The organism is Sphingomonas sp. KC8 (genome assembly GCF_002151445.1).
Lineage (GTDB): Bacteria > Pseudomonadota > Alphaproteobacteria > Sphingomonadales > Sphingomonadaceae > Sphingomonas_E.
The window spans coordinates 3,100,835-3,127,555 of record NZ_CP016306.1 but is presented as its reverse complement, the minus strand read 5'-3'; the positions used below and the strand labels follow the sequence as shown (position 1 = coordinate 3,127,555).

Genomic DNA, 26,721 nt, shown 5'->3' with positions numbered 1-26,721 from the left:
GGCACCGACATGGCTATCCGGCGTGCCCGCACCGCGATAGGAGGGCGCAGAAGGGATTGTACCGATGGCCGAATTCGTCCGACACAAACAGCCGTGGACCGCCGATGAGCTGACCAAGCTGCGCCGGCTTGCCGAAAAAGGCATGGCGTTGCGTGCGATCGCCAAGGCGCTGACCCGCAGCGAGGAATCGGTAAAGGACCGCGCCAAGCAGGACGGCATCAAGGTCGCCAAGCTGCACTGACCGGATAAACAGGATACCTAAACGGGATACAGGCGCGCGAACCCGCAAGGCAGGCCCGCGCGCCCGCGATCAGGTGATCAGGTGATCTTCTTAGCCGCCACCGTGCCCAGCACCAGGAACAGCACGAACAAGGCGAGCGCGACGAAGAACAGAAACTTGGCGATACCGACAAACGCGCCGCCAAGACCGCCAAACCCAAGTGCGCCGAGCACCAGCCCGACCACAAGGAAGATGAGCGCCCATTTGATCATATGAAAAGTCCTTTCATCTGCCCATGATCAACGCGGCGCGTGGAGCGACGTTCCATCCACGAAAAAAGGGAGGGCGCGGACAAGGCCGGCACCCTCCCTTTTTGATTTCGGCATGGCCGCGATATGCGGATCAGACGCCCTGGCTGGCCTCGAACAGGAACCAGGCACGCTGTTCGGCGAGGTCGGTCCATTCGTCGAGGATGCCGCTGGTCGCGTTATCCTTGGCTTCGTCGACGATATCCTTCGCTTCACGCAGCTTTTCGACCAGCTGGAGATTGTCCTCGCGCAGTTCGCGCAGCATATCGCCGGCGCTGACGAATTCGGCGTCATTATCCTTGATCGACTGCAGGCGGGCAATGTGGCCGATCGACCGCAAGGTCGTCCCGCCCGTCTTGCGGACGCGTTCGGCGATCTGGTCGGTCGTGCCGAGAATCTGGGTCGCCTGTTCATCGAGCATCAGATGATAGTCGCGAAAATGCGGGCCAGAGACGTGCCAGTGGAAGTTCTTGGTCTTGAGATAGAGCGCATAGCTGTCCGCAAGGATCGCATTCAGCGCATCGGTAACATTGCTCACCTGATTGCTCTGCAGGTCGGTCGGGGTCGCGAGCTTGGGCTTGGCCTTGGGCGTCTTCGCCATGGATATCCTCCTGTTCGACAGCACAATGAGATTATCGATTCGCGTGTCTAACGATCAACAGCCAAAATAGTGGCATCAATCGCGTGGAAAACCGCTCGAAATTTTCGATCAGGCTGATCGAACCGCTGCGACCGCGGCCATCAGTGCGCCGCCCCCCAGCTCCGCCCGGTGCCGATCTCCACGCCCAGCGGCACGCTCAGGCGCACCGCCGGCTCGGCGGCCCCCGCCATCACCGTGCGGATCACAGCACTTGCCGCATCCACATCGGCGGGCGGCAATTCGAACACCAGTTCGTCATGCACCTGCAGCAACATGCGGACATGGCCAAGCCCCGCCGCCGCCAAGGCCGGCCCCATCCGCGCCATCGCCCGCTTGATGATATCGGCGCTGGTGCCCTGGATCGGCGCGTTCACCGCCTGCCGTTCGGCGGCCTGCCGTTCGCCCTGCTTGGACGAACGGATACCCGGCAGGTGCGTCTTGCGGCCGAACAAAGTGGTGCTGTGGCCGCTCTCGCGCACCGCGGCCAGCGTTTCGCTGATATAGTCGCGGATGCCGGGGAACCGATCGAAATAGCGGGTGATCATCGCCTGCGCTTCGCCCCGATCGACACCCAGCCGCCCGGCCAGGCCAAAGGCGGAGATGCCGTAGAGGATCGAAAAGTTGATCGTCTTGGCGCGCGCGCGGGTGTCGCGATTGACCTCGCCGAACAATTCCTGCGCGGTCATGCTGTGGATGTCCGCCCCTTCGGCGAACGCCGCCTTCAGCTGCGGCACATCGGCCATGTGGGCTGCCAGCCGCAATTCGATCTGCGAATAATCGGCCGACAGCAGCACCATGCCGGGTTCCGCCACGAACGCATCGCGGATGCGGCGGCCCATTTCGCTGCGGATCGGGATGTTCTGCAGGTTCGGATCGGTCGACGACAGCCGCCCGGTCTGCGCCACCGCCAGGCTGAAACTGGTGTGGACGCGGCCCGTGGCCGGGTTGATCTGCGCCTGCAACGCATCGGTATAGGTGGATTTCAGCTTCGAAAGCTGGCGCCAGTCGAGCACCTTGGTGGCGATTTCGACGCCATCTTCGGCCAGCCGCTCCATTTCGTTGACGTCGGTCGAATAGACGCCGGACTTGCCCTTGCGGCCGCCCTTCAGCCCCATCCGTTCGAACAGCACCTCGCCCAATTGCTTGGGGCTGCCGATCGTGAACGGGCTGCCGGCAAGGCCGTGGATTTCGCGTTCGAGGATGCTGATCTGCGATGCGAACTCGGCCGACAGGCGCGCCAGTTCCTCGCGATCGACATGGATGCCGGCGCGTTCCATTTCGGCGACGACCGGCACCAGCGGGCGATCGACCAGTTCATAGACCCGCGTCGCCCCCTCGCGCGCCAGCCGGGGTTTCAGCTTGCGCCACAGCCTGAGCGTGACGTCGGCATCCTCGGCGGCATAAGCGGTCGCGCGGTCGAGCGGCACCTTGTCAAACGTGATCTGGCTCTTGCCCGTGCCGCACACATCCTTGAACGGGATCGGCTGGTGGGCAAGATGGGCGACGGACAGTTCATCCATGCCATGCCCGCGCAGGCCCGCATCGAGATCGTAGCTCAGCAGCATCGTATCGTCATAGGGCGTGACATCGACGCCGTTGCGGCGGAACATGATCAGATCATATTTGATGTTCTGGCCGACCTTGAGCACGCCCGGCGCTTCCAGCAGCGGCTTGAGCTTTTCCAGCACCAGCGCGCGGGAAAGCTGTTCCGGCGGCGCGCTCAACAGCCCGTCGCCGCCATGGCCGACGGGGATGTAGCAGGCCTTGCCCGGCGTGATCGACAGGCTGATGCCCACCAGTTCGGCGCGGATGCAATCCACATTGTCGGTTTCGGTATCGACCGCGACGACCCCGGCGGTGAACGCTTCGGCAATCCAGCGATCGAGCGCGTCTTCGGTGACGATGGTTTCATAGGCCGCGGCATCGAACGGGGCTTCGTCCACCGCCTCGATCGGTGCTGGTGTCACCGGTGCGGATGCCGGCCTCGCCGCCCCGCCCACCGCATGATCGCTCGCCCCGCCGACCTTCAGCAACAGCGACTTGAAACCCTGATCCTCCAGGAAGGCGCGCAGCGGTTCGGGCGGAATGCCCTTCAACGCCAGATCGTCGAGCGGTTCGGGCAGCGGCTCATCGCATTTCAGGCGCACCAGCTCGCGGCTCAGCCGTGCGTTGTCCGCATGGTCGATCAGCGATTGTTTCAGCTTGGGCTTCTTGATCTCGCCCACCGACGCCAGCACGGTTTCGACGTCGCCATATTGCTGGATCAGCTGGGCTGCCGTCTTAGGGCCGATGCCGGGAACGCCGGGGACGTTATCGACGCTGTCGCCCATCAAAGCGAGCACATCGCCCAATTGTTCGGGCGGCACGCCCCATTTCTCGATCACCTCATCCCGGCCGATGCGCTTGTTGGCCATGGTATCGAGCATGTCGACGCCGGGGCGGATCAGCTGCATCAGATCCTTGTCGGACGACACGATCGTCGTGGCCCAGCCGGCGGCCTGCGCGGCTTCGACATAACAGGCGATGATATCGTCGGCTTCCAGCCCCGCCTGTTCGATGCACGGCACCGAAAAGGCGCGCGTCGCATGGCGGATCAGCGGGAATTGCGGGATCAGATCTTCGGGCGCGGGCGGGCGATTGGCCTTGTACTTGTCGTACATGTCGTTGCGAAACGTCTTCGACGCGGCATCGAGGATCACGGCCAGATGGGTTGGCCCGTCCTCCTTGTGGAGCGCATCGACCAGCTTCCACAACATCGTCGTGAAACCATAGACCGCGCCGGCGGGCACGCCATGGCGATTGGTGAGCGGCGGCAGCCGGTGATAGGCGCGGAAAATATAGCCCGAGCCGTCGATCAGATAGAGGTGGTTGGAAGCCATGGCCTTCGTCTAGCCGAAGCCGGGCACGCCATCCACCGTCATCGCGCAGCGGAAGGGGGCGTGGGTGCCCGCCGGAAAACTGCTTAAATTTTAAGCGACGTTGAGGGTGGTCAGCAGGTTTTGCTTCCGCTTCCGTCGTCAGCTTCCCCCCGAACCAGCCACGACACGCGTCAAACAGCGCCCCCGATCACGGCACCAGCACCGTATCCTTGGCCACCGCCAGCGGATCGGGATAATCGAGCGTATAGTGCAGCCCCCGGCTTTCCTTGCGGCGGAGTGCCGAGCGGACGATGAGTTCGGCGACCTCGACCAGGTTGCGCAGTTCGATCAGATCGGGGGTCACGCGGAAATTGCCGTAATATTCCTCCACCTCGCGCCGCAGCAGGCGGATGCGGTGGTGGGCGCGTTCGAGCCGCTTGGTGGTGCGGACGATGCCGACATAATCCCACATGAAGCGGCGGATTTCGCGCCAGTTATGCTGGACGATCACCTCTTCGTCCGAATCCGACACACGGCTTTCATCCCACGGACGGATCGGCGGCGGGCTGGGCAGTTCATCCCAATGGCGCATGATGTGGCCGGCCGCCGCCTCGCCAAAGACCAGGCATTCGAGCAACGAGTTGGACGCCAGCCGGTTCGCGCCGTGGAGGCCCGATTGGGTGACTTCGCCCGCCGCATAAAGGCCGGGCAGATCGGTGCGGCCCTTCAGATCCACCACCACGCCGCCGCAGGTATAATGCTGGGCGGGCACCACCGGGATCGGCTGGGTGGTGATGTCGATCCCCAGCCCCAGAAGCTTGGTGTAGATGTTGGGGAAATGTTCGCGCACGAAATCGGCCGGCATGTGGCTGATATCGAGATGGACATAATCAAGGCCGAGGCGCTTGATTTCATGATCGATCGCGCGCGCCACCACATCGCGCGGCGCAAGTTCGGCGCGGGGATCGAAATCGGGCATGAAACGGTGCCCGGTCGTCGGGATTTTCAGATGCCCGCCTTCGCCGCGCACCGCTTCGGTGATCAGGAAATTCTTGACCTCCAGATTGTAAAGGCAGGTCGGGTGGAATTGCATGAATTCCATGTTCGACACCCGCGCGCCGGCGCGCCACGCCATCGCAATGCCGTCGCCGGTGGCACCGCGCGGCGCGGTCGAATAGAGATACGTCCGCCCCGCCCCGCCGGTGGCGAGGATCGTCGCCCGGCCAGTGAACAGTTCGACCCGGCCGGACTTGCGGTTGAGCGCATAGACGCCCCAGACATGGCCTTCGCCCGAATAGCGTTCGCCATGGCGGCCGGTGGCCAGATCGATCGCCACCATATCGGGGATCAGGGTGATGTTGGGATGCGCGAACGCGGCCTTTTCCAGCGCCTGCTGCACCGCCCAGCCGGTCGCGTCGTCGACATGGACGATGCGGCGGTGGCTGTGCCCGCCTTCACGCGTCAGATGCCAGCGTTCGGATTCGCCGGGGTTGAACGGCACGCCCAGTTCGGCCAGCCGTTCGATCGCGCGCGGGGCATTGCCGACGACAAATTCCACCGCCGCGCGATTGTTGAGGCCGGCACCCGCGACCATCGTATCTTCGATATGCGCGTCGAAACTGTCACCGGGTTCGAGCACGGCGGCAATGCCGCCCTGCGCCCACGCGGTCGACCCTTCGGAAAGCCCGCCCTTGGCGATCACCCCCACCTTGTGGCGTTCGGCGAGATTGAGCGCCGCGGTCAGCCCGGCGGCGCCCGAACCGATGATGATGACGTCGTAATTGTTAGACATTGGCCGCCCGCGTGAGATTGAGGAAGACATCCTCCAGATCGGCCTCGCGCGTCGAAACGTCGACGATACCCAGTCCTTCGGCCTGCAACGCGGCCAGCACGCCGCCCGCATTCAGCCTGTCCTTGTCATAGGTGATGACGACGGTGCGTTCGCCTTTCAGTTCGATTTTATCGAACAGGGGCGATGACGGAACCGCCGTCAGATCGCGATCGACCGTCACCTCCACCGCCTTTTCGCGCGCCATGTTGACGAGCGCGCGGGTCGGTTCGTTGGCGATCAGCTGGCCGTGGTTGATGATCGCGATGCGATCGCACAGCTCCTCGGCCTCTTCCAGATAATGCGTCGTCAGCACCACCGTGACCCCGCCGCGATTGAGTTCGCGGACATAGGCCCAGAGCTGCTGGCGCAGTTCGACGTCGACACCGGCGGTCGGTTCGTCGAGCACCAGCACCGGCGGCGCATGGACCATCGCTTTCGCCACCAGCAGCCGGCGCTTCATGCCCCCCGAAAGCGAGCGGGCATAAGCATGGGCCTTGTCATCAAGGTGGACGGCGCGCAGCAATTCCATCGATCGGCGCAGATGTTTGGGCACGCCATAGAGGCCGGCCTGAATCTCCAGCGTCTCGAACGGGGTGAAGAACGGATCGAACACGATTTCCTGCGGCACGATGCCGATCGACGCCTTGGCGTTGCGATGATCGCGCGCAATATCGAACCCCCAGATTTCGGCGGTGCCCGACGTCTTGTTCACCATCCCCGACAGGATGTTGATCAAGGTCGATTTGCCCGCGCCATTGGGGCCGAGCAGGCCGAAAATCTGGCCGCGCGGCACATCGAAGCTGACGCCTTTGAGCGCCTGTTTGCCACCGGCATAGGTTTTGGCGAGGTCGAGGATGCGGATCGCGGCTTCGGTCATGGCATCAGGCTTTAGCCGCCCGCGCCCGCCCGCGCAAAGGCCGCGTGCAGGCCGCATTAACCGTATTTCTTAGCACGATCTTTACCGCCGGCGTCGCATTGTAACCCTATGTTTCACGATCTTCATCTTCGCCGGTCGCGCCGCGCGCTGGCCTGTGCCGCCGTTCTCGCCGCCGTGCTGGCGACGCTGACACCGTCGCATCCCGTGCAGGCGGCCATCGTCGCCATCGTTCAGACGGCTTGAACCGCGCCCCACGCCTGCGCTAGGGGCTGTTCCATGTTGCCGCCGCCCGAATCCGTCCGCGTTTCCGCGTCCCGTGTCGCTTGCGATGGGGCTACCGATATTCCCGGCGGGGCCGCGCTCGGCCATCCGCGCGTCTGGCTCCAGATCGACGAAAGCGGCTATGCCGATTGCGGCTATTGCGACCGCCGTTTCATCTTGATCGGCGGCCCGGCCGACATTTCCGGTGGCGCCGACGTGCAAGTCGTCGACAATCAGGCTGGTTCCGGCCACTGATCGTCCTATATCGGGGGGCATGACTATTCCCGCCGATCCCCGCCGCTTCCTCTATCGCGACAATGCCCTCGACCCGGACGGCGCGCTGCGCCTGACCGCCGATGCGCTTCGCGGTTGCGATGATGGCGAACTTTACCTGCAATATGCCACGTCGGAGAGCTTCGGCTTCGATGATGGCCGGCTGAAGACCGCCGACTACAACACGCAGGCCGGGTTCGGCCTGCGCGGGGTATCCGGCGAAACCACCGCCTTCGCCCACGCCAATGACATCAGCGAAGCCGCGATCCGCCGCGCCGCCGAAACGATGACCTTGCTCGATCCGGCCAAGGCGGTGAAGGCCGCAGCCCCGCGCCGCACCAACGCCGCGCTCTACACGGCGGATGATCCGCTGGGCCTCGTCCCCTTCGCCACCAAGGTCGCCTTGTGCCAGCGCATCGACGCGGCCGCCCGCGCCCGCGATCCGCGCGTTGCCCAGGTCACGGTCGGCCTGTCGGGATCGTGGAGCGTGGTTGAAATCGTGCGGCCCGACGGGTTCGTCGCGCATGACGTGCGCCCGCTGGTGCGGCTGAACGTGTCGATCGTCGCCGAACAGAATGGCCGGCGCGAAACCGGTTTCTTCGGCCTTGGCGGCCGCTATCTCTACGATCACCTGTTCGAGGAAGCGACCTGGAACCGCGCGATCGATGCCGCGCTGGCCCAAGCGCTCGTCAACCTCGAATCGGTGCCGGCCCCCGCTGGCGAAATGACCGTGGTGTGCGGCCCCGGCTGGCCCGGCGTGCTGCTGCACGAAGCGATCGGCCATGGGCTGGAAGGCGATTTCAACCGCAAGGGCACATCGGCTTTTTCCGGCCGGATCGGCGAACGGGTGGCAGCCCCCGGCGTCACCGTGATCGACGACGGATCGATCGCCAACCGGCGCGGTTCGCTGAGCATCGACGACGAAGGCACGCCGACCCAGCGCAACACGCTGATCGAAGACGGCATCCTCGTCGGCTATATGCAGGATCGGCTGAACGCGCGGCTGATGGGCGTGCCCGCCACCGGCAACGGCCGGCGCGAAAGTTTCGCCCATGCGCCGATGCCGCGGATGACCAACACCTTCATGCTTGGCGGCAATGACGATCCGGCCGAAATCCTGTCGCGGGTGAAGAACGGCATCTACGCCACCAGCTTCGGCGGGGGCCAGGTGGATATCACCTCGGGCAAGTTCGTGTTTTCCTGCACCGAAGCCTATCGCATCGAAAACGGCCGGATCGGCGCCCCGATCAAGGGCGCGACCCTGATCGGCGACGGCCCATCCGCGCTGACCAAGGTAAAGGCGATCGGCAACGACATGGCGCTCGACGAAGGCGTCGGCATCTGCGGCAAGGGTGGCCAGTCCGTCCCCGCCGGCGTCGGCCAGCCGACCCTGCTGATCGAAGGGCTGACGGTGGGCGGAACCGCGGCCTGAGCCCGCGCGCATGATCACGTTCGCGACCTACAATATCCACAAGGCGGTCGGCACCGATCGGCGGCGGGACCCGGCCCGCATCCTGGATGTGCTGCACGAGATCAACGCCGATGTCGTGACGTTGCAGGAGGCCGACCGCCGCTTCGGATCGCGCACCTCGGCGATCCCGGTCGACATGATCGCCGAACATAGCGCCTACAAGCCGGTCGATTATGATATCCGCCCCGGCGGGATCGGCTGGCACGGCAACGCCATTCTGGTGAAGCGCAACATCGAGATTCTGGCCCACGCGCCGCTCCACCTGCCCGTGCTGGAACCGCGCGGCGCGGTGGTGGCCGATCTGCGCGTCCATGGCACGGCGATCCGCGTCGTCGGCATGCACCTCGATCTGTCGGGGCTGTGGCGCAAGCGGCAGGTGCGGTCCATCCTGGCGCAGATCGCGGCGCGGCCGGCCATGCCCACCGTGATGATGGGCGATCTTAACGAATGGGCGCGGCTGGGCGGATGCCTTGCCGAATTCCGGCCAGCGTTCCGTGCGGCGGAAACCGGGCGCAGCTTTCACACCCGCCGCCCGGTCGCGAGTCTCGACCGCATCCTGTTTCATGCCGGCATGGATCTGGCCGATTGCGGCGTCCACCGATCGGCCAAATCATCCTGCGCGTCGGATCACCTGCCGGTATGGGCGAAGTTCCGGCTGTAACCGGCACTTCGCCCTCTATCGATCAGAACTCAGCCCAGCCATCGTCCACGGCGGCGGCCAGATTGCCCTGGATATGATGCACCGGATTGGCGCGCGGCAGCGCCTTGCGGACGGTAGCCGCCCGCGCCTTGCGCGCTGGCGGACGGCGATCGCCGATGCGAAAGCGCCCGACCAGTTCGGCCAGCTGATCCGCCTCGCTGGCAAGGCTGCGCGCGGCGGCGGTCGATTCCTCGACCATCGCGGCATTCTGCTGGGTGGTCTTGTCCATTTCGCCCACCGCGATGTTCACCTGCTGGAGGCTTGACGCCTGCGCCTCGGTCGCGGTCGATATCTGTGTCGCAAGCGAAGCGATTTCGGCCACCTTGGTCACGATCAGCCCAAGCGCATCGCCGGTCTGCCCGACCAGCCTGACCCCGGCGTCCACCTGTTTCGAACTGGTTGCCACCAGCGCCTTGATGTCCTTGGCCGCATCGGCCGAACGCTGCGCCAGCGCCCGCACTTCGTTGGCGACCACGGCAAAGCCCTTGCCGGCGTCGCCCGCCCGCGCCGCTTCGACCCCGGCGTTCAACGCCAGCAAATTGGTCTGAAACGCGATACCGTCGATCAGGTCGACGATCTGGGCAATCTGCTGCGACGATTCCTCGATCCCGTCCATCGCCGTCACCGCATCGCGCACGATCCGCCCGCCTTCGGTGGCGCTGCCATGCGCTTCCGCGACCGACGCGCTGACATGGCCGGCGCCTTGTGCGGTTTCACGGATCGTGGTGGTGATCTGGTGCATCGCCGCGGCGGTTTCTTCGAGTGACGCCGCCTGCTGTTCGGTGCGGCGCGACAGATCTTCCGACGCCGAGCTGATTTCGGCAGAGCCGGTGTTGATGCTGCCGGCGCTTTCCACCAATTGCCCCATCGCATCCTGCAATGCCTGCGTGGCGGCGTTGAAATCGTCGCGCAGCCGGGCGTAGGAATCGGGGATGCGATCATCCAGCCGCGCCGTCAGATCGCCATCGGCCAGCCGGCCGAGGCTGGCGGCGACCATATCGACCGCCATCTGCTGTTCGGCGTCGGCCCGTGCCTTTTCCGCATCCGCGCGCGCCTTGGCGATCGCGTTTTCACGGAATATTTCGACCGTGCCGGCCATCACGCCCAGTTCGTCGCCACGATCGATCCCCGGCACCTGCCCGGCATTGTCGCCCGCTGCGAGGCCCTTCATCCGTTCGCCCAGTTTCGCCAGGGGGCCGGTGATGCCGACGCGCGTGACGTAAAGGCCGGCGGCGATGCTCGCCACGATGCCAGCGATGCTGATGATCACGAGTTCCCAGATCGCGAAGCGCGCCGACTCCATCAACCGATCGGTCTGGCTGTTGCTGTCGGCCACCAGCGTCTTCACCAGCGGGCCAACGCCATCCGAAAACGCCTTGATCCGCGCGTCGAGCTGTTCGAGCGCGGCGCGGGCATCGGCATCGCGATCGGCCAGCCCGAGCGCCACCACCTGTTTGGCCAGATCGTGAACGTCCTCGATCTGGGCGGCGGCCTTGTCCTTTACCGCCGCGACTTTGGGTTCACCGTCGCTTGCTTCGCGCAGCGACAATATTGCCGCCTCGTACGTCGTGCGGACGCGATCGGCGGCCGCCTTGGCTTCCGGCGAAACACCGGGATACAGAACGACGCGATAGCCGGCATATCCCATTTCTTCGATGTTGCGATGCGCCCGCGCCAGCGACAGCACCGCCGGTAATTTTTTGTCGGCCAGCGCGTCATAATCGGCGGTCATCCGGTTCATACTGACCGTCGCGAGCGTGGCCAGCGTCGCCGCCACGATCGCAAGAATCGCGATCACGCTCAGCACTTTTGAGGAAATCTTCAACCTCGACATGATGTTAGACATTTTGCGACCCAGTCTTCGTTTTATTTGCAACGAAGAAGTGGGCCGGAAAGCTTAAATTACGGTGACGCGGCCGTTAACGTTAGCGGGAGGAACCGCTTATATCCGCGCCTTTTCGGGGGCTGCGGACACCGGCGCGGGCATTCCGGGCGAGCGCCGCCTTCAGCGCATCGGCGCGCGGCGCGACAAGGAAGCCGAAGCTTACCGTCCCCGCTTTCGTTTCCACGGCGTGGTGCAGCCGATGGGCCTGCACGATCCGTTTCATGTACCGCGACCGCGGCACATAGGAATGGGCGATCCGGCGATGGACGATAACGTCATGAAAGCCGAAATAGATCGCCCCATAGGCCGCGATCCCGGCCCCGGCCCAGGCATAGCCCGCCCCCCAGCCAAGCTGCACCCCGCCCAGGATCAGAATGAACGATGGGACGGCGAAGATCACGGCATACAGGTCATTCGCTTCGAACCGGCCGGTGCGCGGGCGGTGGTGGCTGGCATGCAGGAACCAGCCCGGCCCGTGCATGATCCAGCGATGCGCGGCATAAGCCACCCCTTCCATCGCGATGAGCGCGGCAAGGAACAGGAACGGGCCGATGATGAACGCCATGCGGCCGGCTATACCGCCGGCCCGCCCGCGAAGCGAGCCTGCCGGCCGCCCTATTTTGCAGCCGGCTTGCGGGCGCGTTCGGCCGATGCATCATAACCGCTGGACGGCGCGGGATCGCGCCCCTTGCCGGGCTGGGTATTGGCCGGCGCATCGGACGACGGAAATGTTTCGTCCAGCGCCACATCGAGCTTGGCGTCCTCATCGGCCGGATCGCGGCGCAGCCGGGCGTCGTCCGTCGCATCATGCGCGGTGCGAACCTTGGGGATGGGATGATCGGCGGTACTGGGTTGTGCGCGGTGGGAACGAGCCATGCGTTTCTCCTTAACAATCCCCCAAGAACGCGCCGCAACGCGGGCCGTTCCGACCGGTGCAACCCGTGGTTCCAACCTGAACTTTCGATGAACAGCCACCCCGGTTCGACGGACGTTGACGCAAGGCCACTCCCCGTTCAGCACTTCGGCGTTATAGCTGGATGATGGATATGAATCTGAACGGGCCGCCACGGGCCAGGCTCAGTCACCGCGTCGTCATCTTGTCGATCGTCGGCTTCTGGCTGTTCTATTTCACGATCATCACGCTGCGCGCCGCCGGGCTGGGTTACGACCATCAGGTCGAGATGCTGGCCTATCGCGCGATCGTGACGCTCGCCGGCATGGCGCTGACCTTGCTGTTCTACCTGGTCCTGCGCGGGCCGGTCAGCCGATCGCTCAAGCAGGCGATCATCGTCGCGGCGCTGTTCGCGGTGCCCGCCGCCATCGCCTATTCGACGGTCAACTGGCTCGTCTTCTATCGTTTCGACGAAAAAGCGATGTTCGAAAAGAAGCAGAAGAAGGCGGCCACCGTGATCATCCGCAAGGGTGAAACCGTACCCCCCGTCGCACCGCCGCCCCTGCCATCACCCCCCGGCCAGCAGGCAGCGCCGCCCGCGCCACCGGTTCCACCAGCCCCGCCATCGCCCACGACGCGCCAGGTGACGATCCAGGTCGGCGGCGACGAAGAGGAGTATCTGCACGAGGAGAAGACGCCGATCATGGCGATCGCCGATCAGGCGGCTAACGGCTATTTCTTCTTCGTCGCCTGGGCGGCGCTCTATCTTGCGCTCAGCTATGCCGCCGCCGTGCGCGGGGCCGAACGCGAGGCCGCCGAATTGCGCGCCGCCGCCCAATCGGCCGAGCTTCGCGCGCTGCGCTATCAGGTCAACCCGCACTTCCTGTTCAACACGCTCAACTCGCTCTCCTCGCTCGTCCTGACCGACAAGAAGGAGGAGGCTGAACGGATGATCCTCAATCTGTCCACTTTCTTCCGCACCAGCCTGACGGCCGATCCCACCGAAGATGTGCCGCTGTACGAGGAGATCCGTCTCCAGCGCCTCTATCTCGATATCGAAGCGGTGCGCTTTCCCGATCGGCTGAAGGTGGAAGTGGAGGTGCCCGATCCGCTGCGCACCGCGTGCGTGCCGGGCCTGATCCTGCAACCGCTGGTTGAGAATGCGGTGAAATATGGAGTATCACGCGCGCGCCGTCCGGTTACGATCCGCATCCGCGCCCGCGAGGATTCGGACGGGCTGGTATTGTCGGTGGAGGATGATGGGGATCCCATGACCGAAAATGATCGGATCGCCGGCACGGGCGTCGGCCTGCGCAACGTGCGCGAACGGCTGGCCGCGCGCTTCGGCGGCGATAGCCGCTGCCGCTGGGGGGCGCTGCCCGATGGCGGTTTCTCGGTCACCCTGTTCCTGCCGCTGAACCGCAATGCCTGTTGATAGCGCGCCGGAACGGTCGCTGCGCACGCTTGTCGTCGATGATGAACCACTGGCGATCGAACGGCTGCAGATATTGTGCGCCCAAACCGCCGGGATCGATCTGATCGGCACCGCCACCGATGGCGAAGCGGCGCTCCGGCTGGTCGATGCGCTCAAGCCCGATCTGCTGCTGTGCGATATCGCCATGCCGGGGCTGGATGGCATGGGCGTCGCCAAGGCGCTGGAGGCGCGCGCCGATCGCCCGGCGATCATCTTCTGCACCGCGTTCGATCAGTTCGCGGTCGCCGCCTTCGATGTTGCCGCGGTCGATTATCTGCTGAAACCGGTGTCGGGCGATCGCCTCGCCAAGGCGGTCGCGCGGGTTCAGGAAAAAATGCAGGCGCCGCAGGCGAATGTTGCCGCAACCGATTGGCTGGACGAATTCTGGGTGCCGCATCGTTCCGAAATGATCCGCATCGCCGCCACCGATATCGAACGGATCGAAGCCGAACGCGATTATATGCGGCTGCATATCGGGCCGCGCAACTTCCTCCTGCACCAGACGATCAGCGAACTCGAACGACGGCTCGATCCCGAACGGTTCATCCGCCTCCACCGATCAACCATCGTCCGGCGCGATCAGATCGCCAAGCTGCGGCATGACGGGCTGGGCGTGTGGCACGCCGACCTGGCCGACGGCACCGAAATCCGCATCGGCCGCACCTATCTTCCTGCCGCCAAGGCGCTGGCCGGCCGCTGACCTCCAACGAGAAGCGCCCCCGGGGCAAGGGACCCCGGAGGCGCATCGCCAGCGCAATGGAAGGGACTAGTTTCCGTAAGCCTGTGCCGGCGATTTCCCGTCGGATCACGCCCCTTAACGGCCGGAACGGACCTTGACCTCGTTGCTGGCATAACCCTGGTTACTGCGCGCCTGGGCCACCGCGAACTGAACCCGTGGCGTAACATCGCTCAACGCGATCTTCTGGCAGCGCCGCGCATCGGTGATTTCCTGAAGCGTGCGGGCGCCGTTGACACCGCAAACCGAACGGGTGGCCCGGTCGATCCGCTGGTCCAGCGCCGTCACGCCGGCCGCCGATGTCAGGTCGAGATCGGCGAATCGAACCTCTTGCGAGCGGACCGTGGACTGGGCCGATGCAGGGGCGGTTGCGAGCACGGTCGTTGCGGCAGCAGCCACGCTGAGGGCCGCGCAGAAGGTGGAACGTGCGAAATTCGTGAACATCGTGACTCTCCTTCGAACCTTGGCCAGATCAGGGGCCTGACGGTGATGAAACCTTCCTGGCGACGGGGCGATTTCGATCCGCCGCCTGTGCATTTTCGTTACGGAAAGCTGGCGTCGCACACATCTCCGGTTCGACCGGACGGTCGCATGGCTCCACCAACATCGTGGATGCCCGACGAACATCCGACACAGCCCGACGAACGGCAGGCCGGGCATGAAGCGCCCCACGAATCGCGCGAACCCACCCAACCGGTTAACAAAAAATAGATATTGCTGATCGACAGGGGGCCATGCGTTCCTGTTCCTCGCTTTCGTCCGGCGGCTGGTTGTTTGCGGTTCAATGCCTGATCGGCATCGCCGCGCTGATGGCCATGGCTCGCCCCCCGCTGACCACCGGCAAGATATTGCTCGTGCCCCTCACCCCGGCGGCAGGCGGCACGCTTGCCCCGCTTGCGGTGGCGCACGGCGCGCGCCTGATCAGCACAGGCCCGTTGCCCGGATCGCTCATCGTCTTTGCCGATGGGCGCACCCTTATCCCGCCGCTGCTGCGCCAGGGGATCGTCTCTGTCGCCTCGCCATCGGCGGGATGCACCGCCGCGATCGGGGTGCAGGCATGACACGCAGCGCCGAACTCGATTCGCTTCACCTGCGCGGCCTGCGCCTGCTCGCCATCGGCGGCTGGGCATCGACGCTCGCGCTGGTGATCCTCACATGGAGCCTGGCTGCGCCCAACGGCCGGACGGCCATGATCCTGTCCGTCCTGATCAACCTGCTGCCGTCGCTCGCCGTCGTCCGCCAGCAGCATGACATGGCCGCGCGGGGCGCCGTGGCGGTCATGGCCGCGCTCCAGCCGGCGCTGTTCGTCTATGTCCTCCAGGATCACGCCTGGCAGATGGACCTGCACATGTACTTCTTTGTCGCGATGGCCGCGCTGGCCATGCTGTGCGACTGGCGGCCGATCGCGATCTGCGCGGCGATCATCGCCGTCCACCACCTCGTGCTGCAAATCTTCGCGCCCGGCCTGGTGTTCAACGGCACCGACAATGCCGCGCGCGTGCCGATCCACGCCTTGGCGGTGCTGCTGCAATTCCTGGCGCTGGCTTATGTCACCATCCGGCTGCGCACCCTGATCCTCGATCAAAGCGCCGCGCGCCTCGAAAGCGAAATGTTAGCCGCCGATGCCGAAGCCGCGCGTGGCCGGGCAGAAGTCGCACAGGCCCAATCCGAAAAAGCGCTGGAAACCGCCCGCGCCGCCGAAAGCCGCGCCACCGAAGCCCAGGCAGCACGCGAGGCCGCCCAGCGTGAGGCCGCCACCGCGCGTAAAGCCGAACTGATGGCGCTTGCCGCCGCGTTCGAAAATTCGGTTTCCGGCGTGACCCACGCAGTCGGCACGGAGGCGGCACGGCTCGCAGGGGCCGCCCGCAACCTCAACGGCCTTGCCCGCGAAACCGGGAGGCAGGCGGCCGATGTCGCATCCGCCGCGACACAGGCGACCGCCGCGGCCGAAGCCGTCGCCGCCAGCGTCGCCGATCTGTCGCGCTCGATCACCGACATTGCCGATAATGTGAGCCAGCAGGTCGCGCTCGGTTCCACAGCCGAACGCAACTCCACCGCCAGCGACGGCGCCGTCCGTAAACTGTCCACCCAGGCGACGAACATCGGCGAGTTCGTCAACATGATCCAGGCCGTTGCCGCACAAACCAACATGCTTGCGCTGAACGCCACGATCGAAGCGGCGCGCGCCGGGGATGCCGGGCGCGGCTTTGCCGTGGTGGCCGGCGAGGTCAAGGCGCTGGCCACGCGCACCGAAAACGCCGCCACGGAAATCACCGGGCTGATCACCACCGTCCATGCCGGCACCCGTCAGGCCGAAAGCGCGTTGCACGATGTTTCCACCGCGGTGGCCGCCTTGTCCGAGGCATCCGCCGGGATCAGCACGTCGATCGAGGAACAGCGGCGCACCGCCCGCGCAATCGAAGGCAATGCCGCCGACACGGCCGCCGGCGCCAACGACATGGCCATCCGTATCACCCTGGTCGCCGACGCGGCGTCATCGGCGCAGCGCGTGTCCCATGATGTCGAGGAAGCCGCCGGCGCGCTGATGGCGAACGCCACGACGCTCGAACAGGTCACCGCCCGGTTCATCGCCCAGTTGCGCGCGGCCTGAGCGAAAGCGCCGCGCCACACGCCGTTGCACGGCGGCGCAATCGGCCTAAATTGGGGGGATGAAATATCTCCACACCATGATCCGCGTGTCCGATCCGGCCGCGACGATTCGCTTCTTCGAACTGCTCGGCCTCAAGGAAGTCGGCCGCCAGGACAATGAAGCCGGCCGCTTCACCCTGATTTTCCTGGCCGCGCCCGGCGATGAAGGCGCGCAGGTCGAACTCACGCATAACTGGGACGAAGCCGGCTATGATGGCGGGCGCAATTTCGGCCACCTCGCCTATCGGGTGGAAAATATCTACGAGGTCTGCCAGCGGCTGATGGACGCCGGGGTGACGATCAACCGCCCGCCGCGCGACGGCCATATGGCGTTCGTCCGCACGCCCGACGCGATTTCGATCGAACTGCTGCAGGACGGCCATCTGCCGCCCCAGGAACCATGGGCATCGATGCCCAATACGGGGACATGGTAGCCGCATCCGCCTTTCTCGGGCGGCTCGGTTCCGCCCACCCCATCCTGCTGGCGCCGATGGCCGGGGCGGGCGGGGTCGGGCTGGCGGCCGGGGCGATGGCGGGGGGCGCCGTGGGCGCATTGCCCGCCGCCCTCCTTACCCCCGACGCATTGCGCGCCCAGGTGGATGACCTGCGCGCCCGCGCCAGCGGCCCGATCAACATCAATTTCTTCTGCCACCGGCTGGATGCCGCCCCCGACGAAAGCGCGTGGCAGGCGCTTTTGGCGCCCTATTATGCCGAATTTCATGTCGGCCCGCCCGCCATTCCGCCGCCACTGCGCGCGCCGTTCGATGCGGCGATGGCCGATCTCGTCACCGAATTGCGCCCCGAAATCGTCAGCTTCCATTTCGGCCTGCCCGACGCCCCCCTGCTGACGCAGGTGCGCGACAGCGGCGCGCTGATCCTGTCCAGCGCGACCAGCGTTGCCGAGGCGCGCTGGCTTGCCGCGCACGGCATCGACGCGGTGATCGCCCAAGGCTGGGAAGCCGGCGGCCATGCCGGCCGTTTCCTGGGCGGCGATCCGGCCGCGCATATGGGCCTGTTCGCACTGCTGCCCCAGATCGTCGACGCGATCGACCTGCCGGTGATCGCCGCCGGCGGCATCGCCGATGGACGCGGGATCGCCGCCGCGATGCTGCTGGGGGCAAGCGCGGTGCAGATCGGCACCGCCTTCCTCGCCTGCCCCGAAAGCCTGATCCATGAACCCCATCGCGCGGCGCTGGGCAGTGCAGCGGCCGAACGCACCGTGTTCACCAACCTGTTCACCGGCGGGCTGGCGCGCGGCATTCCCAACCGGCTGATGGACGCGCTGGGGCCGGTTCGCGCCGAAGCCCCGCCTTTTCCCCACGCCAGCGGCGCGCTATCCCGCCTGCGGACCGAGGACTCCGCCGGCTTCGGCTCCCTATGGGCCGGGCAGGCCGCGCCACTGGTACGGCCCATGCCCGCCAAGATGCTGGCCGAACATCTCGCCGCCGATGCGCTTGCGCTGATCGGCCGAACCGGCAAGGGCTGGCCCGCATGATCGAAATCGTCCGCATTCCCGTTCTTTCCGACAATTATGTCTGGCTGGCACATGATGCGGCCAGCGGCGAAACGGCGGTGATCGATCCCGCCGTGGCCGAACCCGTGCTGGCGGCCGCGGACGCGCGCGGCTGGCGGATCACGCAGATCTGGAACACCCACTGGCACCCCGATCACACCGGCGGCAACGCCGCGATCCGGCAAGCCACCGGCTGCACCATCACCGGCCCGGCGGCGGAGGCCGAACGCATCCCCACGCTCGACCGGCAGGTTGGTGACGGCGATCGCGTCCACCTCGGCGCGGTGGTGGCCGACGTGATCGCCGTGCCCGCGCATACCGCCGGCCACATCGCCTTCCATCTGCCCACCGAACAGGCGGCCTTCGTCGGCGACACGCTGTTCGCGATGGGATGCGGGCGCTTGTTCGAAGGCACGCCCGCCGACATGTTCGCCAATATGCGCCGCCTGGAAGCGCTGCCGCCCGAAACAGCGGTTTATTGCGCGCACGAATATACCCAGTCGAACGGGCGCTATGCGCTGGTGGCCGAACCCGACAATGCCGCATTGATCGCGCGCATGGCCGACGTCGATGCCGCGCGCAGCCGCAATGAACCGACCGTGCCCACCACGATCGCACTGGAACGCGCCACCAACCCGTTCATGCGCGCGCGCAGCATCGCCGAACTGGCCGAACGGCGCGCCGCCAAGGATGCGTTTCGCGGCTAGCGATCATCATGTTACACTTCCGTTCCCACAGGTAATTCGGGGGATGGATATGACGATGCGCCGGATCATCCCGTTCTTCGCCGCTGGCGCCTTGCTGGCTGGCTGTGCGCATTCGGGGGAACAAGCGACCGAGGTGCCGCTGGGCGAAAAGGCGCAGGCCGCGCTGGAAAAATTCGAGCCGGTCGGCACCAGATCGTGCATCAATCTGCGCACTGTGCGCAGTACCCGGATCGCCGACGACACCGCGATCATCTACGAAGTGAGCGGGGACCGCTGGTTCGTCAACCGGCCATCCGGCGGGCGCTGTTCGGCGCTGCAACCCGGCCGCGCGCTTGTCACCCGGTTGACCACGGGCAATCTGTGCAGCGTCGATATCGTCCGGGTGATCGATCCGCCCTCGCCGATGGACTATGGTTCCTGCGCGCTTGGCCCATTTATCGAATACCGCAAGAAGAAGTGAAGCTGCCCGCAACGCCCGGCCATTGACGATCGCGTTGTTGCGGCGCAGCATTCGGCCATGACTGCTTCCGCCCCGATCACGCAGAACCCGGACATTCGCTTTCTCGGCCGCCTGCTCGGCGATGTCATCCGCGCTTATGGCGGCGAAGCCCTGTTCCGCCGGATCGAATATATCCGGTCCGCATCGGTGGATCGCCATCGCGGCATTGGGGCGGCCGATGCGGTGGACCCGGGCCTCGATGCGCTCAGCCTTGATGACACCCTGGCCTTCGTGCGCGGGTTCATGCTGTTTTCGATGCTCGCCAACCTTGCCGAAGATCGTCAGGGCATCGCCGTCGAGCCGGGCGCCGATGTCGCGCAGGCGCTGGCCCGGCTGGAAGCGGAAGGGATCGGCAAGGATCGCGCCCAGGCCCTGCTGGCCGAAGCGCTGGTCGCCCCGGTGCTGACCGCGCACCCCACCGAAGTGCGCCGCAAATCGATCATCGATCATCGCAACCGTATCGCCGAACTGATGGCGCTTCGCGATATGGGCCGCACCGAAACCGACAATGGCGAATTGGTGGACGAAGCCATCTATCGCCAGATCGCCTTGCTCTGGCAAACCCGGCCGCTGCGCCGCGAACGGCTCTATGTGGCGGACGAGGTGGAAACCGCGCTCGCTTATCTGCGCGATATCTTCCTGCCGGTGATCCCCGCGCTCCACGCCCGCTGGGAACGCGCGCTCGGCCAGCGCCCGGCCAGCTTTCTGCGTCCCGGCAGCTGGATCGGCGGCGATCGCGACGGCAATCCCAACGTAACAGCGGATTCATTGCGGCTGGCGCTCGGCCGATCCGGCGAAGCGGTGCTCGCGCATTATCTCGACCTGCTTCACGGGCTGGGCGCCGAACTGTCGATTTCGACCGAACTGGCCGACGTCACGGCCGATGTGCTGGCGCTGGCCGAACGCGGCGGCGATAACGCCGCCAGCCGCAGCGACGAACCCTATCGCCGCGCGATCACCGGCATCTATGCGCGGCTGGCCGCCACCTATCGCGTGCTGGTCGGGCGGGCGCCGCCGCGTCCCGCCTCGTTCGCGGCCGAACCCTATGCCGATCCGGCGGCCTTGCGCGCCGATCTCGCCGCGATCGCCCATGCACTGGCGACAAGTGGCAAGGGCGCGCTTTCAGGCGGCGGCGGGCTTGGTCGGCTGATCCGCGCGGTCGAAACCTTCGGCTTTCACCTCGCCACGCTCGATCTGCGCCAGAATGCCGACGTCCATGAACGGGTGGTTGCCGAACTGCTCCGGGTTGCCGGGGTGGCGGCCGATTATCGTGCGCTGGACGAAAATGCCCGCGTCGCCCTGCTCCGCCGCGAACTGGCGAACGCGCGGCCACTGGCCAGCCCCTACGCTGCCTATTCGGCCGAAACCGCATCCGAACTGGCGATTGCCCACGCCGCCGCCGAAGCCCACGCCCGCTACGGCCCGGCCGCGATCACCACCTATATCATTTCCAAGGCGGAAAGCGTGTCGGACCTCTTGGAAGTCCACATCCTGCTGAAGGAAGCCGGGCTGTACCGCCCCGGCAGCGTGGATGACGGCGCCCCGCCCAGCGCCGCGATCATGGTGGTGCCGCTGTTCGAAACGATCGGCGATCTCGAAGCCGCAGCCGAGGTCATGACCGCATGGTTCGGGCTGCCCGAGGCGGCCGCGATCACCGGCACGCGCGGCCATCAGGAGGTGATGGTCGGCTATTCGGATTCGAACAAGGATGGCGGCTACCTGACTTCGGCATGGAGCCTCCATCAGGCCAGCCGCGCGCTGGCCCCGGTATTCGCAAAGGCCGGCGCGGCGATGCAGTTGTTCCACGGCCGGGGCGGCGCCGTCGGGCGCGGTGGCGGTTCGTCCTTCGCGGCGATCCGCGCGCAGCCACCCGGCACCGTCGCCGGCCGCATCCGCATCACCGAACAGGGCGAGGTGATCGCCGCCAAATATGGCACGCGCGAAAGCGCCGTCGCCAATCTCGAAGCGATGGCATCGGCCACCCTGCTCGCCAGCCTTGAACCGCCGCAACTGGCCGAAAGGGATTATGCGCGCTTTGCCAGTGCGATGACGCGGCTGTCCGGCACCGCGTTCCGCGCCTATCGCGATCTCGTTTATGATACCGATGGTTTTCGCAGCTTCTTCCGCCAGTTGACGCCGATCGCCGAAATCGCGGACCTCAAGATCGGATCGCGCCCCGCCAGCCGCACGCAAGGCGACCGGATCGAAGATCTGCGCGCCATCCCGTGGGTCTTTTCCTGGGCGCAGGCACGGGTGATGCTGCCCGGCTGGTATGGCGTCGGGCAGGCGATCGACCGCTTCGACGATCCGGGCTTGCTGCGTGAAATGGTCGATGGCTGGCCGTTCCTGCAGGCGACGCTGGCAAATCTGGAAATGGTGCTCGCCAAATCCGACATGGGACTGGCCGGCCATTATGTCGCGCTGGTCGAAGACAGGGCCGTCGGGCAGGCGATTTTCGGCCGTATCCGCGATGGCTGGCACAGGACGCGCGATGGCCTGCTGGCGATCACGCAGCAGAGCCGCCTGCTCGAAAGGAATCCCGCGCTCGACCATTCGATCCGGCTGCGGCTGCCCTATATCGAGCCGCTCAACCATCTGCAGATCGAACTGCTCAAGCGTCATCGCGCCGGCGAAGATGATCCGCGCATCCGCGAAGGCATCCAGCTTTCGATCAACGCCATCGCCACCGCATTGCGCAACAGCGGGTAGGATTGTGGAATTTCGTTAACCACTTCGTGACTCCCCCGCGCTTAGACTGCCGTCAAAATCCAGGTAACAAGCCGGGGACGCAATGGGCGAAACAACAGCACCGGCGGGGGCCGAACGGGCCACCGGACGCGATATTCTGGTGGTCGACGACAATCCCACCAACCTGATGGTGATCGGACGCCGCCTCAGCCGGCTCGGCTTTTGCACCATGTTATGTTCGGACGGCCCGGCAGCGCTCGATCTGCTGCAAAGCCGGGCGTTCGATCTGGTCCTGCTCGATATGAAGCTGCGCGGTGTTTCGGGCCTGGCCACCCTGCGCGAAATTCGCGCGACGCCGCGCACCGCCGACATTCCGGTGCTGATGATGACGGCGCGCAGCGATTCCGGCGGGGCGGTGGCGGCCCTGGCCGAAGGGGCGGACGATCATGTCGCCAAGCCGTTCGATTTCGATGTGCTGGCCGCCCGGATCGATCGCCTGCTGATACGCGCCCGCACCGTCAGCGAATTGCGCCGCACCAACGCGACGCTCGATGCCCGGATCACCGATCGCGCGATGGAACTGGGCGAAATACGGTCGCTGCTGGACGAAGCACTGGCCGATCGCGCGCGCCTTGCCGCATCGCTCAGCGCGATGGAGCATCAGATGCGGCAGGTCGCCCTCTAAAGGCTCAGGCGCCGATCCACTCCGCCACTTCGCCTGCAACCTGATTGGCGGCGCTGTTGAGCGCGGCTGCCACTGTCGGCGCATTTTCCGCCGATACGGCCACACGCGCTTCGAACCTGCGGGTCTGCACGTCGCCATTGCCGCGCGCCAGACTGGCGTCATAGACCACCACCACCTGCCGGCTCGGCGCGTCGAGGCCGAATTGCTGGAGCCGCCCGGTCAGCCGGATACCCGGCGCCAGCGAATATTGCCGCAGGTCGAGCACCGGGCGCCCGGTTTTCGCGCCGATCGTTTCGGCCAGCAGGTTGCGGAACAGCCGGTTCGGCGCCTCCACCCACTGCGCATCTTTCAGATAGGCGATCGATGTCGGCCCGGTCTGCACCGGCACGCGCAGCACGTTCAGCGCCTGCGGCACGGTGGGCGGCAGCACCGTCACCGCCTGTCCATCCTTCGCCTGTGCCACCGGCCCGGCCGGCAGGCTGGTCGCCGCGGTCAATGTCATCAGCGTCGCCGGTGGCTTTTCACCAAAGCTGACGCAGGCGGAAAGCGGCAGCAACGCCGCCGCGATAAGCAGGGGGTGCGGTTTCATGAGGCTCATTTCGGTTTATATTCCGGAAGCTTGTTGCCACCCAGCACCGCGCCGGCGCCACCGCGATCGAGCTTGGTAGCGACGCCGGTCAGCGCTTCCGACATATCGGTCAGATCGCGAACGAGCTGGCTGACTTCCGGGATTGTCTGGGTGGAAAAGGCCTTGAGGCCGGGCCGGGCATCGCTGATCGCGCCTTCCAGCGCCGCCATGCTGCGATCCGCCGACTGGACCGTGCGGCGCAGATCGGCGGCGATCGGCTGGAGATTGCTGTTGGTGGTGTCCGCCAGCTGGCCGATCTGCTGGGCTGCAACACCGGCCTGCCGGATCGCCACCCGCGTATCGGCCAGCACGCCTTCCAGTTCCGGCCCGCGATTGGCCAGCGATCCGCTCAGCCGTTCGAGATTGGCGAGGATCGCCGCCAGCGATTTCTGGTTCTTGTCGTTGAGCAGTTCGCCCATCCGTTCGGTCAGGGTCGACAGGCGTTCCATCAGTTGCGGCGCGCTGTTGAGCAGTTCGCCCAGCGCCCCCGGCTTGGTCGGGATCACCGGCACGCCATAAGGGCATTGCGCGCCGCTATCCCCGCTGGGACAGGTGATCGGCGGCTGGCCCTTGATCGCGCCATCGAGGTTGATCTGGCTGACGCCGGTGAACCCCACTCCGCCGATGGTGGCGGTGGTGCCTTGCAGAACCGGCACGTCATCCTTCACCGATATCCGCACGCGGACAAATTCGGGCTGGGCGGGCATCAGCATGATCCCCTTCACCTGCCCCACCGGCACGCCGGAAAAGGTGACGGCCGATCCCTTGGCCAGCCCGTCCACCGATTGCTTGAAGAAGATATCGAACTGCTGTTCGTCACCCCCCGAAAGCCGGGCAAGCCAGACGGTGAAGATCAAAACCGCCGCAAGCAGCGCCAGAACGACGCTGCCGACAAGAATATGGTTCGAGCGGGTTTCCATTATCCGTCAATCGCTCCCGCTGGTGCCGGCCCCGATGCCGCTTTCGTCTCGATCCGCGCCGCCGCGTCGGCGGCCACCCGGCCACGCGGGCCATTGAAATATTCCTGAATCCACGGATGGTCCAACGCCAAAAGTTCCGGGATCGTTCCGACCGCGATCACCCGCCGATCGGCCAGCACGGCAACGCGGTCGCAAATCGCATACAGCGTGTCGAGATCGTGGGTGATGAGAAAGACCGTAAGGCCCAGCGTCTCCTGCAAGCCGCGCAACAGTTCGTCGAACGCCGCCGCCCCGATCGGATCCAGCCCGGCGGTCGGTTCATCCAGGAACAGCAATTCGGGATCGAGCGCCAGCGCCCGCGCCAGCCCGGCGCGCTTGCGCATCCCGCCGGACAGTTCGGACGGAAATTTCGGCCCGGCGTCCGCCGGCAGCCCCGACATCACGATCTTGTAGGCCGCGATTTCATCGAGCAATTGTTCGGACAGGCGCGGATAATATTCGCGCAGCGGCACTTCGACATTCTCGGCCACCGTTAACGTCGAAAACAGCGCGCCATTCTGGAACAATACGCCCCAGCGACGGCGCACCGTCTTGGCTTCGGTTTCTTCCTTGCCGACCATCGGGATGCCGAAAACGGTCACTTCCCCCTCGACCGGCGTCTGCAAGCCGATGATCGAACGCATCAGCACCGATTTGCCCGTGCCCGATCCGCCGACCACGCCGATAATCTCGCCGCGCCGGACTTCCAGATCCAGCCCTTCATGGACCACCTGATCGCCAAAGGCGTTTTTCAGCCCCTGCACATGGATGGCGATATCGCGGTTATCGCCGTCCATCACACCCAGCCGATCGACGAAAAGAACACCGCGAAGAAAGCGTCGAGCACGATCACCAGGAAGATCGCCTGCACCACCGCGGCCGTGGTGCGCAGGCCCACTTCCTCGGCATTGCCCTTCACCTGCATGCCCTGAAAACAGCCCGCCATCGCGATGATCGCACCGAACACCGGGGCCTTGATCAGGCCGACCCACAGATCGGTCATCGGCACCACTTCGCGGATCCGCTGGATGTAGGTGGCCGGCGGTATATCGAGCGAGATCCAGCACAATATCCCGCCGCCGACGATCGCCACCAGCGACGCGTAAAAGCCCAGAAGCGGCATCAGCACGACGGTGGCGAGGACGCGGGGCAGCACCAGCGCCTCCATCGGCGACACGCCGATCGTGCGCATCGCATCCACTTCCTCGGCCAGCTTCATCGATCCCAGCTGCGCGGCGAACGCCGATCCTGATCGCCCGGCCACCATGATCGCCGTCATCAGCACGCCCAGTTCGCGCAGGGTGATCCGTCCGATCAGGTTGATCGTGAACACTTCGGCGCCGAACTGGCGCAACTGCACCGCGCCCTGCTGGGCGATGACGATGCCGATCAGGAAACTCATCAGCCCGACGATGGCCAGCGCGTCGACACCGACCACTTCGAACTGGCGGGCAACGGCATTGCCGCGGAACCGGCGGGGATGGCGGATCACCGCCCAGGTCGAAACCATGATCGCGCCGAAAAAGCCGATCAGCCCCAGCAACGTCTGCCCCGCCGTCACCGTCGCCGCGCCGATCTGCGCCAGTACACGGCCGACCGGCGATACATGATCGGGCCGCACCCGCACCGGTTGATCGGCATTGGCGACCTGTTCGATCAATAGCGCCGCATCCGGGCTGGCCCCTTCCACCGGCGCCCCGCTGTCACGCGCCAGCCGATGGATGATCCACGCGCCGACGGTGTCGATCCGGTCGACTTCGGTCAGGTCGATTCGCGCAGGCGGGGTTTCCAGCGCATCGAGCCGATCGGGCAGATCGCGCAGGCGTGGCAGGGTAAGCGTGCCCGAAAGGCGCAGCACACCCTGATCGTCGATGGTGAAATCTGTCGGCCCGTTCATGTCGGGCGACCATGGGCGAGGACCGCCGGAACGGCAAGCCGGTAGGACATGCGGATCATTACGGGTCAGA

At 65.7% G+C, this 26,721-nt stretch carries 28 protein-coding genes; 15 read left to right on the top strand and 13 right to left on the bottom strand.

What is annotated here, in order from left to right:
* The first annotated feature begins 64 nt into the window (after positions 1–64).
* Positions 65–241 (top strand): hypothetical protein, encoded by a 177-nt coding sequence (locus KC8_RS20120; RefSeq protein WP_010124257.1) that lies wholly within the window; start codon positions 65–67, stop codon positions 239–241.
* A gap of 77 nt (positions 242–318) precedes the next feature.
* On the opposite strand, the gene KC8_RS14740 is transcribed toward KC8_RS20120, so the two are convergent.
* From KC8_RS14740 to KC8_RS14720, 5 genes are all read right to left on the bottom strand, one after another.
* Complete coding sequence (locus KC8_RS14740) at positions 319–492, bottom strand: DUF1328 family protein (protein WP_010124255.1); 174 nt, start codon at positions 490–492, stop codon at positions 319–321.
* 130 nt (positions 493–622) lie between these two features.
* Complete coding sequence (locus KC8_RS14735; RefSeq protein WP_010124252.1) at positions 623–1,129, bottom strand: Dps family protein; 507 nt, start codon at positions 1,127–1,129, stop codon at positions 623–625.
* A gap of 140 nt (positions 1,130–1,269) precedes the next feature.
* Positions 1,270–4,047 carry a DNA polymerase I gene (gene polA / locus KC8_RS14730; RefSeq protein ID WP_010124251.1) on the bottom strand — a complete coding sequence of 926 codons (2,778 nt, stop codon included), beginning with the start codon at positions 4,045–4,047 and terminating at the stop codon, positions 1,270–1,272.
* A gap of 187 nt (positions 4,048–4,234) precedes the next feature.
* Positions 4,235–5,818, bottom strand: a complete 1,584-nt coding sequence (gene nadB, locus KC8_RS14725; RefSeq protein ID WP_010124249.1) for an L-aspartate oxidase — start codon at positions 5,816–5,818, stop codon at positions 4,235–4,237.
* The gene (locus KC8_RS14720) at positions 5,811–6,734 is read right to left on the bottom strand and encodes an ABC transporter ATP-binding protein (protein ID WP_029624361.1); all 924 of its coding nucleotides are present in this window, start codon (positions 6,732–6,734) and stop codon (positions 5,811–5,813) included. The genes nadB and KC8_RS14720 overlap by 8 nt, the downstream gene beginning before the upstream one ends.
* Positions 6,735–6,842: 108 nt before the next feature.
* On the opposite strand from KC8_RS14720, the gene KC8_RS20540 reads away from it, so the two are divergent.
* From KC8_RS20540 to KC8_RS14705, 4 genes are read left to right on the top strand one after another with little or no spacing between them, the layout of a single operon-like run.
* Entirely contained in the window at positions 6,843–6,977 is a 135-nt protein-coding gene (locus tag KC8_RS20540; protein WP_257789630.1) for a hypothetical protein, read from the top strand.
* Positions 6,978–7,010: 33 nt separating this feature from the next.
* Positions 7,011–7,250 (top strand): zinc-finger domain-containing protein, encoded by a 240-nt coding sequence (locus KC8_RS14715; protein ID WP_010124245.1) that lies wholly within the window; start codon positions 7,011–7,013, stop codon positions 7,248–7,250.
* Between the two features lie 19 nt (positions 7,251–7,269).
* Positions 7,270–8,700, top strand: a complete 1,431-nt coding sequence (gene tldD / locus KC8_RS14710) for a metalloprotease TldD (RefSeq protein WP_010124244.1) — start codon at positions 7,270–7,272, stop codon at positions 8,698–8,700.
* A 10-nt stretch (positions 8,701–8,710) separates the two neighbouring features.
* Positions 8,711–9,400 (top strand): endonuclease/exonuclease/phosphatase family protein, encoded by a 690-nt coding sequence (locus KC8_RS14705; RefSeq protein WP_010124242.1) that lies wholly within the window; start codon positions 8,711–8,713, stop codon positions 9,398–9,400.
* Between the two features lie 22 nt (positions 9,401–9,422).
* Here KC8_RS14705 and KC8_RS14700 read toward each other — a convergent pair whose 3' ends face one another.
* The 3 genes from KC8_RS14700 to KC8_RS14690 all read right to left on the bottom strand — a co-directional run bounded on the left by KC8_RS14700 (position 9,423) and on the right by KC8_RS14690 (position 12,200).
* Positions 9,423–11,237 (bottom strand): methyl-accepting chemotaxis protein, encoded by a 1,815-nt coding sequence (locus KC8_RS14700; protein WP_158217667.1) that lies wholly within the window; start codon positions 11,235–11,237, stop codon positions 9,423–9,425.
* Positions 11,238–11,364: 127 nt separating this feature from the next.
* Positions 11,365–11,889: a sterol desaturase family protein gene (locus KC8_RS14695; protein WP_010124239.1), complete on the bottom strand. Its 525-nt coding sequence runs from the start codon at positions 11,887–11,889 to the stop codon at positions 11,365–11,367.
* 50 nt (positions 11,890–11,939) lie between these two features.
* Positions 11,940–12,200 carry a hypothetical protein gene (locus KC8_RS14690; protein ID WP_010124238.1) on the bottom strand — a complete coding sequence of 87 codons (261 nt, stop codon included), beginning with the start codon at positions 12,198–12,200 and terminating at the stop codon, positions 11,940–11,942.
* Positions 12,201–12,370: 170 nt separating this feature from the next.
* Between KC8_RS14690 and KC8_RS14685 the strand changes: the two genes are divergently transcribed.
* Positions 12,371–13,651, top strand: a complete 1,281-nt coding sequence (locus KC8_RS14685; RefSeq protein WP_010124237.1) for a sensor histidine kinase — start codon at positions 12,371–12,373, stop codon at positions 13,649–13,651.
* Complete coding sequence (locus KC8_RS14680) at positions 13,641–14,390, top strand: LytR/AlgR family response regulator transcription factor (RefSeq protein WP_010124236.1); 750 nt, start codon at positions 13,641–13,643, stop codon at positions 14,388–14,390. Before KC8_RS14685 ends, KC8_RS14680 begins: the two co-directional genes overlap by 11 nt.
* Positions 14,391–14,504: 114 nt before the next feature.
* On the opposite strand, the gene KC8_RS14675 is transcribed toward KC8_RS14680, so the two are convergent.
* Positions 14,505–14,870 (bottom strand): UrcA family protein, encoded by a 366-nt coding sequence (locus KC8_RS14675; protein WP_010124234.1) that lies wholly within the window; start codon positions 14,868–14,870, stop codon positions 14,505–14,507.
* A gap of 290 nt (positions 14,871–15,160) precedes the next feature.
* Between KC8_RS14675 and KC8_RS19905 the strand changes: the two genes are divergently transcribed.
* The 8 genes from KC8_RS19905 (at position 15,161) to KC8_RS14640 (ending at position 23,167) form a co-directional block, all read left to right on the top strand.
* On the top strand, positions 15,161–15,487 hold the full coding sequence (locus KC8_RS19905; RefSeq protein WP_010124233.1) for a hypothetical protein: 327 nt from the start codon (positions 15,161–15,163) through the stop codon (positions 15,485–15,487).
* Positions 15,484–17,037 carry a methyl-accepting chemotaxis protein gene (locus KC8_RS14670; RefSeq protein ID WP_010124232.1) on the top strand — a complete coding sequence of 518 codons (1,554 nt, stop codon included), beginning with the start codon at positions 15,484–15,486 and terminating at the stop codon, positions 17,035–17,037. The genes KC8_RS19905 and KC8_RS14670 overlap by 4 nt, the downstream gene beginning before the upstream one ends.
* Positions 17,038–17,095: 58 nt before the next feature.
* Positions 17,096–17,509, top strand: a complete 414-nt coding sequence (locus tag KC8_RS14665; protein WP_010124231.1) for a VOC family protein — start codon at positions 17,096–17,098, stop codon at positions 17,507–17,509.
* Positions 17,503–18,570 (top strand): NAD(P)H-dependent flavin oxidoreductase, encoded by a 1,068-nt coding sequence (locus KC8_RS14660; RefSeq protein WP_010124230.1) that lies wholly within the window; start codon positions 17,503–17,505, stop codon positions 18,568–18,570. Before KC8_RS14665 ends, KC8_RS14660 begins: the two co-directional genes overlap by 7 nt.
* A complete protein-coding gene (gloB, locus tag KC8_RS14655) occupies positions 18,567–19,295 on the top strand; it encodes a hydroxyacylglutathione hydrolase (RefSeq protein ID WP_010124228.1) in 729 nt (242 codons plus the stop codon). Before KC8_RS14660 ends, gloB begins: the two co-directional genes overlap by 4 nt.
* Positions 19,296–19,350: 55 nt before the next feature.
* Positions 19,351–19,755: a hypothetical protein gene (locus tag KC8_RS14650; RefSeq protein WP_232455552.1), complete on the top strand. Its 405-nt coding sequence runs from the start codon at positions 19,351–19,353 to the stop codon at positions 19,753–19,755.
* 57 nt (positions 19,756–19,812) lie between these two features.
* Positions 19,813–22,503, top strand: coding sequence for a phosphoenolpyruvate carboxylase (gene ppc, locus KC8_RS14645; protein ID WP_010124225.1), 2,691 nt, complete (start codon positions 19,813–19,815; stop codon positions 22,501–22,503).
* Between the two features lie 82 nt (positions 22,504–22,585).
* Positions 22,586–23,167 carry a response regulator gene (locus KC8_RS14640; protein WP_010124224.1) on the top strand — a complete coding sequence of 194 codons (582 nt, stop codon included), beginning with the start codon at positions 22,586–22,588 and terminating at the stop codon, positions 23,165–23,167.
* Between the two features lie 4 nt (positions 23,168–23,171).
* Here the strand turns inward: KC8_RS14640 and KC8_RS14635 are convergent, their stop codons facing one another.
* From KC8_RS14635 to KC8_RS14620, 4 genes are read right to left on the bottom strand one after another with little or no spacing between them, the layout of a single operon-like run.
* A complete protein-coding gene (locus KC8_RS14635; RefSeq protein ID WP_010124223.1) occupies positions 23,172–23,756 on the bottom strand; it encodes an ABC-type transport auxiliary lipoprotein family protein in 585 nt (194 codons plus the stop codon).
* Positions 23,757–23,761: 5 nt separating this feature from the next.
* The gene (locus tag KC8_RS14630) at positions 23,762–24,715 is read right to left on the bottom strand and encodes an MlaD family protein (protein ID WP_010124222.1); all 954 of its coding nucleotides are present in this window, start codon (positions 24,713–24,715) and stop codon (positions 23,762–23,764) included.
* Positions 24,715–25,551, bottom strand: a complete 837-nt coding sequence (locus KC8_RS14625; protein ID WP_010124221.1) for an ABC transporter ATP-binding protein — start codon at positions 25,549–25,551, stop codon at positions 24,715–24,717. The genes KC8_RS14630 and KC8_RS14625 overlap by 1 nt, the downstream gene beginning before the upstream one ends.
* Positions 25,551–26,651, bottom strand: coding sequence for an ABC transporter permease (locus tag KC8_RS14620; RefSeq protein ID WP_010124219.1), 1,101 nt, complete (start codon positions 26,649–26,651; stop codon positions 25,551–25,553). The genes KC8_RS14625 and KC8_RS14620 overlap by 1 nt, the downstream gene beginning before the upstream one ends.
* Positions 26,652–26,721 lie beyond the last annotated feature (70 nt).

Bases quoted from the DNA above. Each gene is read 5' to 3' on its own strand.
- KC8_RS14660 (WP_010124230.1), top strand. From the start codon at position 17,503: ATGGTAGCCGCATCCGCCTTTCTCGGGCGGCTCGGTTCCGCCCACCCC.
- KC8_RS14670 (WP_010124232.1), top strand. From the start codon at position 15,484: ATGACACGCAGCGCCGAACTCGATTCGCTTCACCTGCGCGGCCTGCGC.
- KC8_RS20540 (WP_257789630.1), top strand. From the start codon at position 6,843: ATGTTTCACGATCTTCATCTTCGCCGGTCGCGCCGCGCGCTGGCCTGT.
- KC8_RS14695 (WP_010124239.1), bottom strand. From the start codon at position 11,889: ATGGCGTTCATCATCGGCCCGTTCCTGTTCCTTGCCGCGCTCATCGCG.
- KC8_RS14740 (WP_010124255.1), bottom strand. From the start codon at position 492: ATGATCAAATGGGCGCTCATCTTCCTTGTGGTCGGGCTGGTGCTCGGC.
- nadB (WP_010124249.1), bottom strand. From the start codon at position 5,818: ATGTCTAACAATTACGACGTCATCATCATCGGTTCGGGCGCCGCCGGG.
- ppc (WP_010124225.1), top strand. From the start codon at position 19,813: ATGACTGCTTCCGCCCCGATCACGCAGAACCCGGACATTCGCTTTCTC.
- KC8_RS14635 (WP_010124223.1), bottom strand. From the start codon at position 23,756: ATGAAACCGCACCCCCTGCTTATCGCGGCGGCGTTGCTGCCGCTTTCC.
- KC8_RS14630 (WP_010124222.1), bottom strand. From the start codon at position 24,715: ATGGAAACCCGCTCGAACCATATTCTTGTCGGCAGCGTCGTTCTGGCG.
- KC8_RS20120 (WP_010124257.1), top strand. From the start codon at position 65: ATGGCCGAATTCGTCCGACACAAACAGCCGTGGACCGCCGATGAGCTG.
- KC8_RS14620 (WP_010124219.1), bottom strand. From the start codon at position 26,651: ATGAACGGGCCGACAGATTTCACCATCGACGATCAGGGTGTGCTGCGC.
- tldD (WP_010124244.1), top strand. From the start codon at position 7,270: ATGACTATTCCCGCCGATCCCCGCCGCTTCCTCTATCGCGACAATGCC.
- KC8_RS14640 (WP_010124224.1), top strand. From the start codon at position 22,586: ATGGGCGAAACAACAGCACCGGCGGGGGCCGAACGGGCCACCGGACGC.
- KC8_RS14720 (WP_029624361.1), bottom strand. From the start codon at position 6,734: ATGACCGAAGCCGCGATCCGCATCCTCGACCTCGCCAAAACCTATGCC.
- gloB (WP_010124228.1), top strand. From the start codon at position 18,567: ATGATCGAAATCGTCCGCATTCCCGTTCTTTCCGACAATTATGTCTGG.
- KC8_RS14705 (WP_010124242.1), top strand. From the start codon at position 8,711: ATGATCACGTTCGCGACCTACAATATCCACAAGGCGGTCGGCACCGAT.
- KC8_RS19905 (WP_010124233.1), top strand. From the start codon at position 15,161: ATGCGTTCCTGTTCCTCGCTTTCGTCCGGCGGCTGGTTGTTTGCGGTT.
- polA (WP_010124251.1), bottom strand. From the start codon at position 4,047: ATGGCTTCCAACCACCTCTATCTGATCGACGGCTCGGGCTATATTTTC.
- KC8_RS14675 (WP_010124234.1), bottom strand. From the start codon at position 14,870: ATGTTCACGAATTTCGCACGTTCCACCTTCTGCGCGGCCCTCAGCGTG.
- KC8_RS14625 (WP_010124221.1), bottom strand. From the start codon at position 25,551: ATGGACGGCGATAACCGCGATATCGCCATCCATGTGCAGGGGCTGAAA.
- KC8_RS14650 (WP_232455552.1), top strand. From the start codon at position 19,351: ATGCGCCGGATCATCCCGTTCTTCGCCGCTGGCGCCTTGCTGGCTGGC.
- KC8_RS14715 (WP_010124245.1), top strand. From the start codon at position 7,011: ATGTTGCCGCCGCCCGAATCCGTCCGCGTTTCCGCGTCCCGTGTCGCT.
- KC8_RS14665 (WP_010124231.1), top strand. From the start codon at position 17,096: ATGAAATATCTCCACACCATGATCCGCGTGTCCGATCCGGCCGCGACG.
- KC8_RS14735 (WP_010124252.1), bottom strand. From the start codon at position 1,129: ATGGCGAAGACGCCCAAGGCCAAGCCCAAGCTCGCGACCCCGACCGAC.
- KC8_RS14690 (WP_010124238.1), bottom strand. From the start codon at position 12,200: ATGGCTCGTTCCCACCGCGCACAACCCAGTACCGCCGATCATCCCATC.
- KC8_RS14680 (WP_010124236.1), top strand. From the start codon at position 13,641: ATGCCTGTTGATAGCGCGCCGGAACGGTCGCTGCGCACGCTTGTCGTC.
- KC8_RS14685 (WP_010124237.1), top strand. From the start codon at position 12,371: ATGAATCTGAACGGGCCGCCACGGGCCAGGCTCAGTCACCGCGTCGTC.